11 protein-coding genes and 1 tRNA gene are annotated in these 13,776 nt (G+C 65.6%); 8 read left to right on the top strand and 4 right to left on the bottom strand.

Annotated elements, in window-relative coordinates:
* The first annotated feature begins 106 nt into the window (after positions 1–106).
* Positions 107–637 carry a hypothetical protein gene (locus LAQ74_RS01975; protein WP_224334353.1) on the top strand — a complete coding sequence of 177 codons (531 nt, stop codon included), beginning with the start codon at positions 107–109 and terminating at the stop codon, positions 635–637.
* A 108-nt stretch (positions 638–745) separates the two neighbouring features.
* On the opposite strand, the gene LAQ74_RS01970 is transcribed toward LAQ74_RS01975, so the two are convergent.
* Positions 746–820: transfer RNA gene (locus LAQ74_RS01970), tRNA-Val, on the bottom strand.
* A gap of 211 nt (positions 821–1,031) precedes the next feature.
* Between LAQ74_RS01970 and trpD the strand changes: the two genes are divergently transcribed.
* Genes trpD through trpG form a run of 4 tightly spaced genes read left to right on the top strand, consistent with a single transcriptional unit; the run spans position 1,032 to position 5,003 of the window.
* On the top strand, positions 1,032–2,051 hold the full coding sequence (gene trpD / locus LAQ74_RS01965) for an anthranilate phosphoribosyltransferase (protein WP_224334351.1): 1,020 nt from the start codon (positions 1,032–1,034) through the stop codon (positions 2,049–2,051).
* Entirely contained in the window at positions 2,051–2,722 is a 672-nt protein-coding gene (locus tag LAQ74_RS01960) for a phosphoribosylanthranilate isomerase (protein WP_224334349.1), read from the top strand. The genes trpD and LAQ74_RS01960 overlap by 1 nt, the downstream gene beginning before the upstream one ends.
* Positions 2,719–4,353, top strand: coding sequence for an anthranilate synthase component I (gene trpE / locus LAQ74_RS01955; RefSeq protein WP_224334347.1), 1,635 nt, complete (start codon positions 2,719–2,721; stop codon positions 4,351–4,353). Before LAQ74_RS01960 ends, trpE begins: the two co-directional genes overlap by 4 nt.
* Positions 4,350–5,003 (top strand): anthranilate synthase component II, encoded by a 654-nt coding sequence (gene trpG / locus LAQ74_RS01950; RefSeq protein WP_224334344.1) that lies wholly within the window; start codon positions 4,350–4,352, stop codon positions 5,001–5,003. Before trpE ends, trpG begins: the two co-directional genes overlap by 4 nt.
* Positions 5,004–5,029: 26 nt before the next feature.
* Here trpG and LAQ74_RS01945 read toward each other — a convergent pair whose 3' ends face one another.
* Positions 5,030–5,239: a DUF8029 family protein gene (locus LAQ74_RS01945; RefSeq protein ID WP_224334342.1), complete on the bottom strand. Its 210-nt coding sequence runs from the start codon at positions 5,237–5,239 to the stop codon at positions 5,030–5,032.
* A gap of 397 nt (positions 5,240–5,636) precedes the next feature.
* On the opposite strand from LAQ74_RS01945, the gene LAQ74_RS01940 reads away from it, so the two are divergent.
* Positions 5,637–8,756 carry an adenosylcobalamin-dependent ribonucleoside-diphosphate reductase gene (locus tag LAQ74_RS01940; RefSeq protein WP_224334340.1) on the top strand — a complete coding sequence of 1,040 codons (3,120 nt, stop codon included), beginning with the start codon at positions 5,637–5,639 and terminating at the stop codon, positions 8,754–8,756.
* 21 nt (positions 8,757–8,777) lie between these two features.
* Here LAQ74_RS01940 and LAQ74_RS01935 read toward each other — a convergent pair whose 3' ends face one another.
* Both LAQ74_RS01935 and LAQ74_RS01930 read right to left on the bottom strand, forming a co-directional pair.
* The gene (locus LAQ74_RS01935) at positions 8,778–9,686 is read right to left on the bottom strand and encodes a CPBP family intramembrane glutamic endopeptidase (RefSeq protein ID WP_224334338.1); all 909 of its coding nucleotides are present in this window, start codon (positions 9,684–9,686) and stop codon (positions 8,778–8,780) included.
* 211 nt (positions 9,687–9,897) lie between these two features.
* On the bottom strand, positions 9,898–11,382 hold the full coding sequence (locus LAQ74_RS01930) for a Cdc6/Cdc18 family protein (RefSeq protein WP_224334336.1): 1,485 nt from the start codon (positions 11,380–11,382) through the stop codon (positions 9,898–9,900).
* Between the two features lie 421 nt (positions 11,383–11,803).
* On the opposite strand from LAQ74_RS01930, the gene LAQ74_RS01925 reads away from it, so the two are divergent.
* Positions 11,804–12,007: a hypothetical protein gene (locus LAQ74_RS01925; RefSeq protein ID WP_224334326.1), complete on the top strand. Its 204-nt coding sequence runs from the start codon at positions 11,804–11,806 to the stop codon at positions 12,005–12,007.
* 135 nt (positions 12,008–12,142) lie between these two features.
* Positions 12,143–13,648: a preprotein translocase subunit SecY gene (gene secY / locus LAQ74_RS01920; RefSeq protein ID WP_224334324.1), complete on the top strand. Its 1,506-nt coding sequence runs from the start codon at positions 12,143–12,145 to the stop codon at positions 13,646–13,648.
* The last annotated feature ends 128 nt before the right edge of the window (positions 13,649–13,776 follow it).

Below are 13,776 nucleotides of genomic sequence, written 5' to 3'. Positions count from 1 at the left end.
ACGGAAAGTAATCACGGACTACGGCGACGGTAGGCGGCGTATGTCGATAAGGGAGGCCGTTCTACGGTCTGGCAAGCGGCGTCGACGCCGCAGGTTCTCTCCCACGATGGTCTTCGACGCAAACGCGGATACGACGAACGCGCCCGTTCCAGGCGAACAGACGCTTGTGCGCACCGCCGATCCCCTGCCCGCGTCGGTGCTACCGCGAAGCGATCGACTGCTCGTCGTCAGCGCTCGCCTCCATCCTCGACGTTTGGAGCGACTACTCTACGAATCGGGCCGCAACCCGGCGCGAGCGACGCTGTTGTCGGTGTGGCCGGTCGAAGTCGACTACGAGGGTCCGGTCGACCTCTCGGGTGTCGTCCATCCCGGCGACGTGACCGGCGTCGGGATGCGTCTCGTCGACGCGCTCTCGACCCTCTCGGAGGGCGACTGCGTCGTCACCGACGCGCTCGGGGTGCTCGACATGTACTGCGAACCGGACGTAGTCTCCCGGTTCTTCTTGACGGTACTCCAGAAGACGGCCGGACGACGACTCCACGGCGTCCACGCGGTGCAGCCGGGCGTCACCGTCGACGGCGCGCTGGAGGCGCAGTTCGATCGGGTCGTGGATGCGAACCCCGTCGGCGGAGACTGAGCGGTGAAAGGGAAGGGAGGCGTCGACGTACGGAGTGGCTCTGACGGTTTCGGTTCGAGAGAGCGAACCGAGCGCCGCCGCTCGGAAGCGTGAGATCCGCAGAAGTAGTGGGTTTGGGCAGATTTGAACTGCCGGCCTCCTCCATGTCAAGGAGGTGTCATAACCAGACTAGACCACAAACCCAGTCCGGCGCTCACGTGCTGAACGCAGTAACACCTATCCCGGCCGAGTAATTGAAGGTTTCGGAACGCGGTTCCGTCAGCGACTTTCGACGCGCTCAAGTAGTGGCCGAAGACGGCGCGAGCACCGCGTCGCGTCGATCTTCTCGGCGACAGGCTTATACTGATGTACTGATTTGTACACTATAACACGAATACGTACATTGGTGGCCACCATGCAGGAATACATCGAACGCACTACGGAGGGGGGGAATCTGACCGTCGAGGAAGCACGCGAGGCCGCGAACGCGGTCTTCGAGGGGGCGACGGAGGCGCAGATCGGCGCGCTGCTCACCGCACTTCGAGCGAAGGGGGAGACGGAAGCCGAAATCGCCGGGTTCGCACAGGGGATGCGCGACGCCGCCCGGACCATCTCACCCGACCGAAAACCGCTCGTCGACACCTGCGGTACCGGCGGCGACGACTACGACACCATCAACGTCTCCACGACGAGCGCCATCGTCGCCGCCGGCGCAGACGTGGCGGTCGCCAAACACGGCAACTACTCGGTCTCGTCCTCGTCGGGCAGCGCCGACGTTCTCGAAGTCGCCGGCGTCGACGTGGGGGCCGAGCCGCCCGCCGTCGAGCGGGCCATCGACCGCGACGGCATCGGCTTCATGCTCGCGCCGGTGTTCCACCCGGCGATGAAAGCCGTCATCGGCCCACGAAAGGAACTGGGGATGCGGACGCTGTTCAACGTGCTCGGCCCGCTGACGAACCCCGCCGGGGCCGATGCGCAGGTACTCGGCGTCTACGACCCGGAACTCGTCCCGGTCATCGCACATGCGGTGTCGCACATGCCCGTGGAGCGAGCGCTCGTCGTCCACGGTGACGGCCTCGACGAAATCGCGCTGCACGGCGAGACGACCGTCGCCGAAGTCGACGGCGACGAGGTCGAGGAGTACGCGCTCACGCCCGAGGAGATGGGACTCGACTCGGCTCCTATCGCTGCGGTCTCCGGTGGCACGCCCGAGGAGAACGCCGCCGACCTCCGCGGCATCGTCGAGGGCGACGTGACGGGGGCGAAACGCGATATCATCCTCGCGAACGCGGGTGCGGCCGTCTACGTCGCCGGCCACGCCGACAGCGTCGAGTCGGGGGTCGACCGCGCACGCGAGGCCATCGACTCGGGCGCGGCGGCCGAGAAGCTCGAACGGCTCCGAGAGACGACGGTCGAACTCTCCCGGAGCGACTGATGACGCGGGTCAAACTCTGCGGATTCGCCCGCGCCGTCGACCTGCGAATCGCCGCCGACGCCGGTGTCGACGCCGTCGGCGTCATCACCGAACTGCCGGAGCAGGTCGAGAGTCCTCGGGAGGTGCTGCCGAACCGCGCGGCGGATCTCGTGGCCGCGGCCCCACCGTTCGTCACGACGGTGCTCGTGCTCATGCCAGAGACGCCCGACCGCGCCGTCGAACTCGCGCGCCTCGTCGACCCGGACGTGCTCCAACTGCACAGCGAGTTCGCCGCCGACGAACTCCAGTACATCCGCGCCGAGGCGGAGACGAAAATCGTCACCGCCGTCGACGCCGAAGACCCCGATGACATCGAACGGGCGAGGGACCTCGACCAGGTCGTCGACGCGGTGCTCCTGGACTCCGTGAGCGACGAGGGTGCGGGCGGAACCGGCGAGACCCACGACTGGGAGACGACGGCCGACCTCGCGAAGAAACTCTGTTCGCCCGTCATCCTCGCGGGCGGGTTGACGCCCGAGAACGTCGAGGAGGCCATCGAGACCGCCCAACCCTACGGCGTCGACGCGGCCAGCGGCGTCGAACTCACCGGCGGCATCAAGGACCACGACGCGGTCCGCGAGTTCGTCCGCCGGGCGAAGGCGTCGCAGTTCCGTAGGGAGGCCTCGGCGTGAGTTCGCTCGACCGGAGTCGCGAGTCGTTCGCGTCGCTGTTCGCCGACGTCGGCGGACCGGCCGTCGCACGTATCTCGGCGACGCTCGACCTGCCGTCGACGCCGCCGCTGTCGGCGTACGGCGCGCTGACCGATGAGAACGAGTACGGTTTTCTGTTGGAGAGCGCCGAGAAGACGCCCTCGAGCGACCCTGACGGCGCCTTTTCGCCCGGGACGGCGACCGACCGACACGCTCGCTACTCGTTCGTCGGCTACGACCCCGACGCCGTCGTCACCGTCGACGCCGACGGCGCGACCGTCGAGTCGCTCGGCGGCCGCGCGGCGCGCTACGTCGATCCCGACGACGGGGACGTGCTCGACGCGCTCCGCGGCGCGCTCCCGGCCGTCGAACGCGTCGGCTTCGAAGGCGCCGAGGCCGCCGCCCGGCAACGTCTCGACGGCGGACTGGTCGGCTTCCTGGCGTACGACGCGGTGTACGACCTCTGGTTGGAGGAGGTCGGCGTCGAACGGCCCGAATCCCGCGCCGAAGAGAGTGCGATGCCGGACGCCCAGTTCGTGCTGACGACGAAGACGCTCGTCTTCGACCACGCCACCGACGCGGTGTCGCTCGTCTTCACACCAGTCGTCGGCCCCGACGACGACCCCGAAACAGTTTACGACGAACTCGAATCGGAGGCGACGCGCCTGCGCGGGAAACTCGCTGCGGCGGAGACGCCCGACCACGGCGGCTTCGAGAAGCGCGGCGAGACCGCGGAGTCGAAAGAGGCGTACGAAGCGGCCGTTCGCGAGACCAAACAGCACGTCCTCGACGGCGACATCTACCAGGGCGTCATCTCGCGGACGCGCGAGCTCAGGGGGGAAATCGATCCGCTCGGTCTGTACGCGTCGCTCCGGGAGGTGAACCCCTCGCCGTACATGTACCTGCTACGCCACGGCGACCGAACCGTCGTCGGCGCGAGTCCGGAGACGCTCGTCTCGGTGCGCGGTGACCGAGTCGTGGCCAACCCCATCGCCGGAACGTGTCCGCGGGGGAACAGCCCCGTCGAGGACCGCCGCCTCGCCGGCGAGATGCTCGCCGACGCCAAGGAGCGCTCCGAGCACACGATGCTCGTCGACCTCGCGCGCAACGACGTGCGCCGCGTCTCCGAGGCGGGCAGCGTCCGCGTCGAGGAGTTCATGAACGTGCTCAAGTACAGCCACGTCCAGCACATCGAGTCGACCGTCTCGGGTACCGTAGACGCCAAGTCAGACGCCTTCGACGCGACCCGCGCGTCGTTCCCGGCGGGGACGCTCTCGGGGGCGCCGAAGGTCCGCGCGATGGAGATAATCGACGCGCTGGAGACCACTCCACGCGGACTGTACGGTGGCGGCGTCGGCTACTACTCGTGGACCGGCGACGCCGACGTGGCCATCGTCATCCGGACGGCGACCATCGACCGCAGGGGCGGCGACGGAGACGAGGACGACGACCTGATTCGCGTTCGGGCGGGAGCGGGTATCGTCGCCGACAGCGACCCGACCGCCGAGTACGAGGAGACCGAACAGAAGATGGGCGGCGTGCTCGACGCGCTCGAACGCATCGAGAAGTCGCCAGAGAGCGACGAGATGACCCCCGCGGAGGCGTCGAGATGAGGGTGCTCGTCGTCGACAACTTCGACTCGTTCACGTACAACCTCGTCGAGTATCTCTCGGAGACGCAGGTCGAACGCGAGGACACCGACGGAGTTGGCGAGGAGAGCGAGCGCGTCGACGTGGAGGTCCTGAAGAACACGGCGTCGCTCGACGAGATTCGCGCCGTCGACGCCGACGCCATCGTCCTGAGTCCGGGACCGGGCCATCCCGAGAACGACCGCGACGTGGGCGTGACGCTCGACGTGCTTCGCGAACTGAGCCCCGAGACGCCGACGCTCGGCGTCTGTCTCGGCCTCGAAGCGGCGGTGTACGCCTACGGCGGCGAAGTGGGCCACGCACCCGAACCCGTCCACGGGAAGGCGTTCGCCGTCGACCACGACGGACGAGGCGTCTACGCGGGACTCGAACAGGGCTTTCAGGCCGGGCGCTACCACTCGCTCGTGGTGACAGATGTACCGGACTGCTTCGAGGTGACGGCGACGACGGACCACGAGGGGACGGACCTCGTGATGGGCGTACGCCACCGCGAGCACCCCATCGAGTGCGTCCAGTTCCACCCCGAGAGCGTGCTGACCGCCGTCGGGCACGACATCGTGGAGAACTTCCTGACGAACTGCGTCGCCGACGCGCCGCGAGTGACGGCCGACTAACTCCGTGGGGGCGACGCGCGACGGACTCAGAGCAGTCCCGGCGCGACCATCGAGACGACCATCAGCACGGCGACGACGACCAGCGCGATGGTCACGAGTCGCCACGCCAGATGTAGTAGCAGCCGTCCGACGAGCACGACGGCTCCGAGCGCCAGCAGTCCGACGAACAGCGAACCGTACGGCATCTCGCCGAGTGCGGTCTGGAGTAGCGGCGCGACGACGGGGAGGGCGTCCATGGCCATCGTTAGAACCGCCGTCGGTATAAGCTTGTGTCGGACACCGATTCGAAAGCCGACAGGTTCCGAGCGCCGTCGGGAGCGGACGCCGACTTGACCCCCCTTTCTTTCCGCTGGACATCTCGTAGCCGTCGTGCGGTTCCGAGTGCTGGATAATCACTTTCGCTGCACTCTGCACATCGTTATGTCGTCGCCGACCCCATAGACGACTGAAGGCGAGTCGAGCCGACGGAATAGTCAGATATAATATAAGTCATTTAATTGGTGATACCCGGCTTCGAAAGCATTAATGGGTCACTATCGCATCAAACGTTCCGTCATAGATGACGAGCCGGAGTCGACAACATGTCCTATACGCAGCCACTCACGCACCCACGAACGGAGGAGAGAACGACCGATGAGTAACGTCGACCTGAGCGCGGACGAACTCGTGCTCCCTGTCAAGCGCACCGAGGGTGACGACCTCGAAGCGCGGATGACCTCGAACGCGTACAACAACATCCTGCCCGCGCGGTATCTCCGCAAGGACGCCGACGGCAACCTCACCGAGACGCAGGAAGAACTGTTCGCCCGCGTCGCGAAGAACATCGCGCTCGCCGAAGCCGTCTACGGGGCCGAACGGACGGGCGAGTCGGTGACGGTCACCCCCGACCAGTTGAAGCCCGACCACCCCCGACGCGACGAACTCGCCGCCGAAGTGTTCGGCAAGGGCGTCACCGCCGACAGTAACGCGGAGACGGCGCTCTCCGTCTACAACGTCAACAAGTTCGCCTACGACACCGTCGTCCCCGAACTCCCCGAGGAAGTTCGCTCGACCGTCGAGACGCGCCGCGAGGAGTTCCAGAGCCTGATGGAACGGCTCTCATTTATCCCGAACTCGCCGACGCTGATGAACGCCGGCGACGAACTCCAGCAGCTCTCGGCGTGTTTCGTCGACTCGCCGGGCGACGACATCACCGACATCCACCAGACGATGAAGGAAGCCGCCGAGGTGTTCCAGTCCGGCGGCGGGATGGGGTACGCGTTCTGGAAGCTCCGCCCGTACGGCGACGCCGTCGGCTCTACCGGCGGCATCGCCTCCGGGCCAATCACGTTCATGCGGACGTACGACCAGATGTGCGAGACCATCGCGCAGGGCGGCGCGCGCCGCGGCGCGCAGATGGGCGTCATGCGCGTCAGCCACCCCGACGTCATCCAGTTCATCCACGCGAAGAACAAGGACGTCTCGCTGGCGCACTCACTCCGTCTGAACGACCCCGACGACTACACACACACGAAGTTCGCCGACGCGCTCGACGAGGCGCGCGAACTCATCGACGACGAGGGTCGCGTCCCGAAGCATCTCCGCAACGCCGTCGAGGGTCACCTCTCGAACTTCAACATCTCCGTCGGCGTCACCGACGACTTCATGGAGGCGCTGTACGACGACGAGGAGTTCGTCTTCACCAACCCCCGAACCGAGGAACCCCACGTCGCCACGCCCGAGACGAAGGAACTGTACGAGATGTTCGGTCTCGGCGAGCACGTCGACGTCGGCGAGGTACTCTCGATCCCGGCCGCCGAACTCTGGGACCACATCGTCGAAGGTGCCCACGAGAACGGCGAACCGGGCATCATCTACCTCGAACGAGTGAACAAGCAGCACTCCTTCGACGTCGAGAAACACCCGGACCACCGCATTCTCGCGACGAACCCGTGCGGTGAACAGCCGCTCGAAGAGTACGAAGCCTGCAACCTGGGTCACATCAACCTCTCGACGCTGGCGTCGCTGGACGCCCCCGACTGGCGCGTCTGGGCCGACGAGCACCTCGACGAGTACGACTCCCACGAGGCGGCCGTCGAGGCCTTCTTGCAGGATGCCATCGACTTCGAGGAGTTCGACCGCCGCATCGACCTCGGGACGCGCTTCCTCGAGAACGTCGTCACGATGTCGGACTTCCCAGTACCGAAAATCGAGCAGAAAGTCCGCGAAATGCGGAAAATCGGGCTCGGTATCATGGGGCTCGCCCAGCTGTACATCCAACTCGGCATCCGCTACGGCTCCGACGCGGGCAACGAGGTCGCGAGTCAGCTGATGACCCACATGAACCACCAGTCGAAGTGGGCGTCGCACGAACTCGCCGAGGAGCGCGGCTCCTTCGACGACTGGGACGACTCGAAGTACGCGAACCCGACCGAGTACCGCCAGTGGTTCGAGCACCACACGGGGCTGGACGCCGACGAGTGGGCAGACGGTTTCGCCGTCCGCAACCACAACACGACGACCATCGCCCCGACGGGTACCACGTCGATGGTCGGCAACACGACCGGCGGCTGCGAGCCCATCTACAACGTCGCCTACTACAAGAACGTCTCCGACGACGTGCAGGGCGACGAGATGCTCGTCGAGTTCGACGACTACTTCCTGCGCGTGCTGGAGGCCAACGACATCGACGTCGACGAGGTCAAGCGCGAGGCCCAAGCGCAGATGGCGAACAACGAGTTCGACGGCGTCGACTCGCTGTCGACGGTTCCCGACGCCATCTCGGAGCTGTTCGTCGTCACCGCCGACCTCTCCGGCAAGGACCACGCCGCGGTGCAGTGCGCCTGCCAGCAGGGCGTCGACTCCGCCATCTCGAAGACCTGCAACTTCCCGAACAGCGCCAGTAAGGAAGATATGGACGAGGTGTACCGCTACATCTACGACCACGGCGGCAAAGGCGTCACCGTCTACCGCGACGGCACCCGCTCGAAGCAGGTGCTGACGACGCGCGCGGACAACGCCGAGTTCGCCGACGAGGACGAAGCCGCCGAGATCATCGCCGAGCAGATTCGCGAGGCGTTCGGCGGACTCGACGCATTCCTCGACAACGGGGGGGTCCGCGAGGCGCTCGGCGGCGACGTCGAGGCGTTCGTGGAGGCGACCCGCGAGGGTCGCGCCTACGCCCAGGAGCGTCCGCGTCCGGACGTACTCCACGGCGTCACCCAGCGCATCGACACCGGCTACGGGAAGCTCTACGTCAACATCAACGAGGACGAGGACGGTGAGCCGTTCGAGCTGTTCGCCACCATCGGCAACTCCGGCGGCTTCACTAACTCCTTCACCGAGGCGCTGGCGAAGGTCATCAGCTACTCGCTGCGCTCGGGCGTCGACCCGCGCGAGATCGCCGCCGACCTGCAGGGCATCCGCAGTCCGAAGGTCGCGTGGGACAAAGGCGAGCAGATAAACTCCATCCCGGACGCCGTCGGCGTGGCGATGCGACGCTACCTCGACGGCGAGATCGAGAAGCCCTACCCCAAGCAGAAGAGCCTCACCGAGATCGAGTCCGAGACGACCGACGCCGACGCGAAGGTGGACGCCGAGGAGGCTCCCGAACCCGACGGCGGCGCGTCGATCTCCGACAGCGCGAAGTCGTCGGCGATGGACGATCTCTTGGCCGCGGGCGAGAGCCCCGAGTGTCCCGAGTGCGGAAACCTGACGCTGTATTTCTCGGAGGGCTGTAAGACCTGCGAGTCCTGCGGCTGGTCGGAGTGCTGAGATAGCCCGGCCGAGCGGCACTCAGTCTCCGCCGTCTCCCTCCCTCCGTTTCGTCTTCCTGTTGCCCCCGCCGATGCTTCGAGCCTCGCCGCCCCCGCGTGGGGTTCGGTGACCGAGCTCGGATGGACCCCACCAGCGCACGACGAGGACCACGAGGACGACCGTCAGTCCGGTCTGAATCCACCGGGTCGTCGTCGAGAGCACCAGTAGCTGCCCCGTGACGCTATCGGTGAAGTGAAACAGGACAACCGCCAGGATGCTCCGATTCGTGCTGTTGTAGAGCCAGGCGTACAGTACCGAGACGGCGAGGACGTTCGAGGTGAACCACAGCGGAGGGGGTGTGAAATCGGGGTCGACGACGTCGTCGACCATCAGAAACAGCGGCGCGTGCCACGTCGCCCACGCGATGCCGACGAGCAGACTCGCCGAGAGCGCGCTCCGGTGTCGCTGCAACCGGTCGAGGAGGTATCCCCGCCAGCCGAGTTCCTCGGAGAGCGCTACGAGCAGGAGCACGAACCCGGCGTAGACCAGAAGCGAGAGCGGGCCGGCCAGCAGCGTTTCGAGTTCGTCGAACGTCACGGGTCGCGGAGATAGTTCCAGCGCGAGATCGACGGCGACGGCTGCCAGCCCGAGTGTCGGAAGGAGCAGAACCGCCACGGTGAGCCACGGTGCCGTGATCCGATCCACGTCGACGAGACGGTACCAGAGCCGCCACGCGCCGGGCGGTTCCTCGACGACTGCGGACATACACACCGCGCCGAGCGGAACGCCGAGGCCGCCGCCAACGAGGAGGACGACGCCCGGCAACTCGAAGGCGTTCCAGCCGGAGAGGAGAAGCGCGCACCACCAGAACCACGTCCACCCGTGCGAGAAGCAGAGAAAACCCCAGATATCGAATCGGTGCTGGACGGACTGGCCGACGTACTTCATCATAGTTCTCCCCCGAAACGCCGTCGCGCGGCGACTGATCGAGACGACACCACCCAGCGTACTCGAACGAGGTAATGACAACGGCACCACAGAAGAACCTACGTACTGAACTTCGGGACGGTACCGACCGGCTGAAGAAACCCCGGCCGATACCGACCCATGGTGGTGTAGCGTGTGCCGGCTGATGGAAGCCGGACACCACCCAGTCGGCTTACACGTCCGAGCGCGAGTCGAGCGCCTTCAGGACGATTTCGGGGTCGCGGTTCAGCGAGTGGACGCGGTAGCTTCCCTTCTCGTAGCCGCCGCCGGTGTGGCGGCTCTCGGTGATGCCGAGAAACGACTGCTCTTTCAGCAGGCGAGAGACGCGGTCCCACGAGATGGGGTCGGAGCCCTCGTTCGCGCAGACCCGCTTGTACGTCGAGTAGATGTCCTGTTTGGCGAACTCCTCCTCGTCGCGGCGCATCGTCAGCGACGCGAGGGCGACGAGGATGTACTTGACGTGCGGGGTGCTGCCGGAGACGAGTTCGGCGAAGCGGTCCGCCTCCGCGCGCTCCATCGCGCTGTCGATGTGCGCTTCGAGCACCTGCGCGCTGTCGGACTCCTCGGCTATCGCACCCGCGTATCGGAGGATATCGATGGCTTTGCGGGCGTCGCCGTGTTCGCGGGCCGCCAGCGCGGCGACCTTCGGAATCACGTCCGCCGAGAGCACGTCCGGTTGGAATGCATCGCGCCGGTTTTCGAGTATCCGTCTCAACTGGGTCGCGTCGTAGGGGTGGAAGACGAACTCGCGGTCCTGCAGCGATGAATCGACGCGTTCGCCGATGGACTCGCGGTACTGAATCTTGTTGCTGATGGCGATGATGCCGACGTACGACTCTGTTTTGCCCGACTCCTCGGCACGCGAGAGCGTCATCAGGATGTCGTCGTCGCCGTCGAGTTTGTCGACTTCGTCGAGGATGACGATGAGCGAGCGCACGTCGTGGGCGTCGAGGAGGTCCCAGACGTGCCTGAAGTACTCCGCCGCGCCGATGCCTTTCCGCGGAATCGAGAGTTCGGGTTCGAGCGTGTCGCGCACGCCGAGTGCGAGCTCGCGCGCCGCCCGCGTCTCGGTGTCGTCGTTCGAGCAGTCGACGTACTGATAGATGAGGTCGATGTCGTTGTCGCTCGCGCGCGCGCCCGCTTCGCGGGCCATGTGCTTGGAGACGAGCGACTTTCCGGTGCCCGTCTTGCCGTACAGCAGCAGGTTACGCGGCGGACCACCCCTGACGGCCGGACCGAGCGCCTTCCCGACTGCGCGAATCTCGTCGTCGCGACCGATGATTCGGTCGCGGTCCGGGACGTAGCCGACGCGGAGCAGTTCCTCGCGGGCGAAGATGGAACCGACGGCGAAGGGGTCGCCGCGCTCGCTACCGTCACCGCATTCGCTGCCGCCACCGCGCTCGTTGCTGTCGTCGCCGCGTTCTCTGTTGGCACCGCCTTCTCGCTGCCAATCGTCGTCCTGAGTGCCGTGTCGTCGGTCGCCGCCGTCGGTCGTGACGGGCCAGCTATCGTTCGCCGAGTCCCCCGTGTACGACCGGAGGTCCGCGTCGTATCCGGTGTCCGGCCGGCCGTCGCCGGCCTGGTCTCGACTCCGACGGCCGTCGCCGGCCCGGTCTCGACTCCGACGGCCGCGGTAACCCTCCTCCGAGTCGGTCATCGACTCACGTAGCCACGCGGAACGGAGATAAAACTGCCGACCTCGTACCGAGTGAACTTCGTCCGATTCCGAGGGACGGCGAGAGGTGGAGAGCATCTCACGACCGTCCGACGGGCGGCAATCCCCCACCCCACGTACCGAGTGAATTCGGAGTCGAGGGTGGGGTCGGTGGTGAAGGCCGTGTCGGGTCACGTGTAGACTGTTAATAAACTATGTGTGCCACGTTCTCAATGGAATGTGAGAAAGAGGGAGTAGACGATTCGACGGCGCAGCGTGTACAAATTCTTCGTGTTGTTGTTTGCTTGTTTAGATAACTATATAATACATGCGAGTCGCCAGGTGACAGTTCGCCGCCGAAGCGGGTGTTGTCGGCCGCGTTTCACTCGGTTCGAAGGGTGACGGTGGACGTCTGGACCGCCGAATGGTTCTCGGCGTTGACGCCGAAATCAGTCGGTACGAGGGGTCGGGGTGGACGTATCCGGACCGCATCCAGTCGGCCGTCGACCACCTTCCGGGAACAACACCCACCTTCGTTCGACTTCACTCGGTCCGGGGGGTCTCGGTGGTCACGGGTCGACTCACCGGGACCGCAGAGCACTCTGCGGACTCGGTGGCAATGCTGTAGGTGTCGACCGTCGCCGTTAGGCTTCTCTGGCGCGTTCACCGCCGAATTTATGGCGATCGGATGATGATACCAGTACACAACCGTCTGGCAACAAAAGCGAAGAACATACAAATCCCGATGCGAAGTAGCGGTTATATGGGTTGGAAAGAGACGGCCGAACCAGTTTTAACGCGGATGCCCACGGTCGAGCGTCCGGAGGGGCACGTCCCCTTCAAACGGAAACTCGGCTGGACCGCCGGAATTCTCGTGTTGTACTTCTTCCTTACGAACGTCACCCTGTTCGGGTTGGACGCTGGCCAGTCCAGCGACCTGTTCGGACAGTTCAGGTCGATCCTCGCCGGAGCACAGGGCTCGGTTCTCCAGTTGGGTATCGGACCGATCGTCACCGCGAGCATCGTTCTCCAGTTGCTCGGCGGTGCCGACCTGCTCGGACTGGACACGGACGACCCGCGCGACCAGATTCTCTACCAGGGACTGCAGAAGTTCCTCGTCGTCGTGATGATCTGTCTGACGGGCATCCCGATGGTGTTCGCCGGGGACTTCCTCCCGCCGAGTCAAGCCGTGGCGACCGCCTTCGGTATCGGTGTTACCGGCGTCCAAGTGCTCCTGTTCGCGCAGATATTCGTCGGCGGCGTCCTCATCCTGTTCATGGACGAGATCGTGAGCAAGTGGGGCGTCGGCTCCGGTGTCGGGCTGTTCATCATCGCCGGCGTGAGCCAGCAGCTCGTCGGCGGGCTGTTCGCGTGGCCGTCGCTCGGCGGCGCGCCCGGGTTCATTCCGACGTGGTTCGCCATCCTCACCGGTAATCAGCAGCTCGGCGACGGCCAGTTGCTCACCGACAGCGGGATTCAGGCGCTGCTGTTCCAGCCGGGACAGATTCTGGCGCTGTTCACGACGGTGCTCATCTTCTCCATCGTCGTCTACGCGGAGTCGGTCCGCGTCGAGATTCCGCTGAGCCACGCCCGCGTGAAAGGCGCGCGCGGTCGCTTCCCCGTGAAGCTCATCTACGCGTCCGTCCTGCCGATGATTCTCGTGCGCGCGCTGCAGGCGAACATCCAGTTCCTCGGGCGCATCCTCTACTCGCAGAGTCCGGGCGGTGCCAGCGCCATCACGCTGTTCGGCACGACGATGCCGTGGCTCGGACAGTACGGCTCCGACGGACAGCCCGTCGGCGGACTGTTCTACTACCTCGCGCCGATTCAGGCCCCGCAGGATTGGCTCTGGTTCCTCGCCGGGACGGCGGCAGAGCCGTGGCAGATCTTCATCCGTGTCGCGGTCGACCTGACGTTCATGGTCATCGGCGGCGCGATATTCGCCATCTTCTGGGTCGAGACGACCGGGATGGGTCCGGAGTCGACGGCCCGCCAGATTCAGAACTCCGGGATGCAGATCCCCGGCTTCCGGCGGAATCCGCAGGTCATCGAGAAAGTCATGGAGCGCTACATCCCGCAGGTGACGGTCATCGGCGGCGCGCTCGTCGGCCTGCTCGCCGTCATGGCGAACATGCTCGGTACCATCGGGCAGGTCTCCGGAACGGGCCTGCTGCTGACGGTTTCCATCACGTACAAACTGTACGAGGAAATCGCCGAGGAGCAGCTCATGGAGATGCACCCGATGATGCGCCAGATGTTCGGACGGTAGACGAACTGTTTCTCCTCTTCGGGTCACTCCCGTTCGTGCGCTTCTCCCGGTAGCTACCGAACGGTCTCTCGTGGCCGTCGTCGCGTCGAACCCGAGGCGTCGACCCCCGACTTGGTTGTGCGTCGCAT

The organism is Haloprofundus halobius (genome assembly GCF_020097835.1).
GTDB classification, from domain to species: domain Archaea; phylum Halobacteriota; class Halobacteria; order Halobacteriales; family Haloferacaceae; genus Haloprofundus; species Haloprofundus halobius.
This window is presented reverse-complemented; position numbering and strand designations above follow the sequence as displayed.

What these genes read in the sequence shown, in the direction of transcription:
- LAQ74_RS01975 (WP_224334353.1), top strand. Translation starts at nt 107, where the DNA reads ATGGTCTTCGACGCAAACGCGGATACGACGAACGCGCCCGTTCCAGGC.
- trpD (WP_224334351.1), top strand. Translation starts at nt 1,032, where the DNA reads ATGCAGGAATACATCGAACGCACTACGGAGGGGGGGAATCTGACCGTC.
- LAQ74_RS01960 (WP_224334349.1), top strand. Translation starts at nt 2,051, where the DNA reads ATGACGCGGGTCAAACTCTGCGGATTCGCCCGCGCCGTCGACCTGCGA.
- trpG (WP_224334344.1), top strand. Translation starts at nt 4,350, where the DNA reads ATGAGGGTGCTCGTCGTCGACAACTTCGACTCGTTCACGTACAACCTC.
- LAQ74_RS01945 (WP_224334342.1), bottom strand. Translation starts at nt 5,239, where the DNA reads ATGGACGCCCTCCCCGTCGTCGCGCCGCTACTCCAGACCGCACTCGGC.
- LAQ74_RS01940 (WP_224334340.1), top strand. Translation starts at nt 5,637, where the DNA reads ATGAGTAACGTCGACCTGAGCGCGGACGAACTCGTGCTCCCTGTCAAG.
- LAQ74_RS01935 (WP_224334338.1), bottom strand. Translation starts at nt 9,686, where the DNA reads ATGAAGTACGTCGGCCAGTCCGTCCAGCACCGATTCGATATCTGGGGT.
- LAQ74_RS01930 (WP_224334336.1), bottom strand. Translation starts at nt 11,382, where the DNA reads ATGACCGACTCGGAGGAGGGTTACCGCGGCCGTCGGAGTCGAGACCGG.
- LAQ74_RS01925 (WP_224334326.1), top strand. Translation starts at nt 11,804, where the DNA reads ATGGTTCTCGGCGTTGACGCCGAAATCAGTCGGTACGAGGGGTCGGGG.
- secY (WP_224334324.1), top strand. Translation starts at nt 12,143, where the DNA reads ATGGGTTGGAAAGAGACGGCCGAACCAGTTTTAACGCGGATGCCCACG.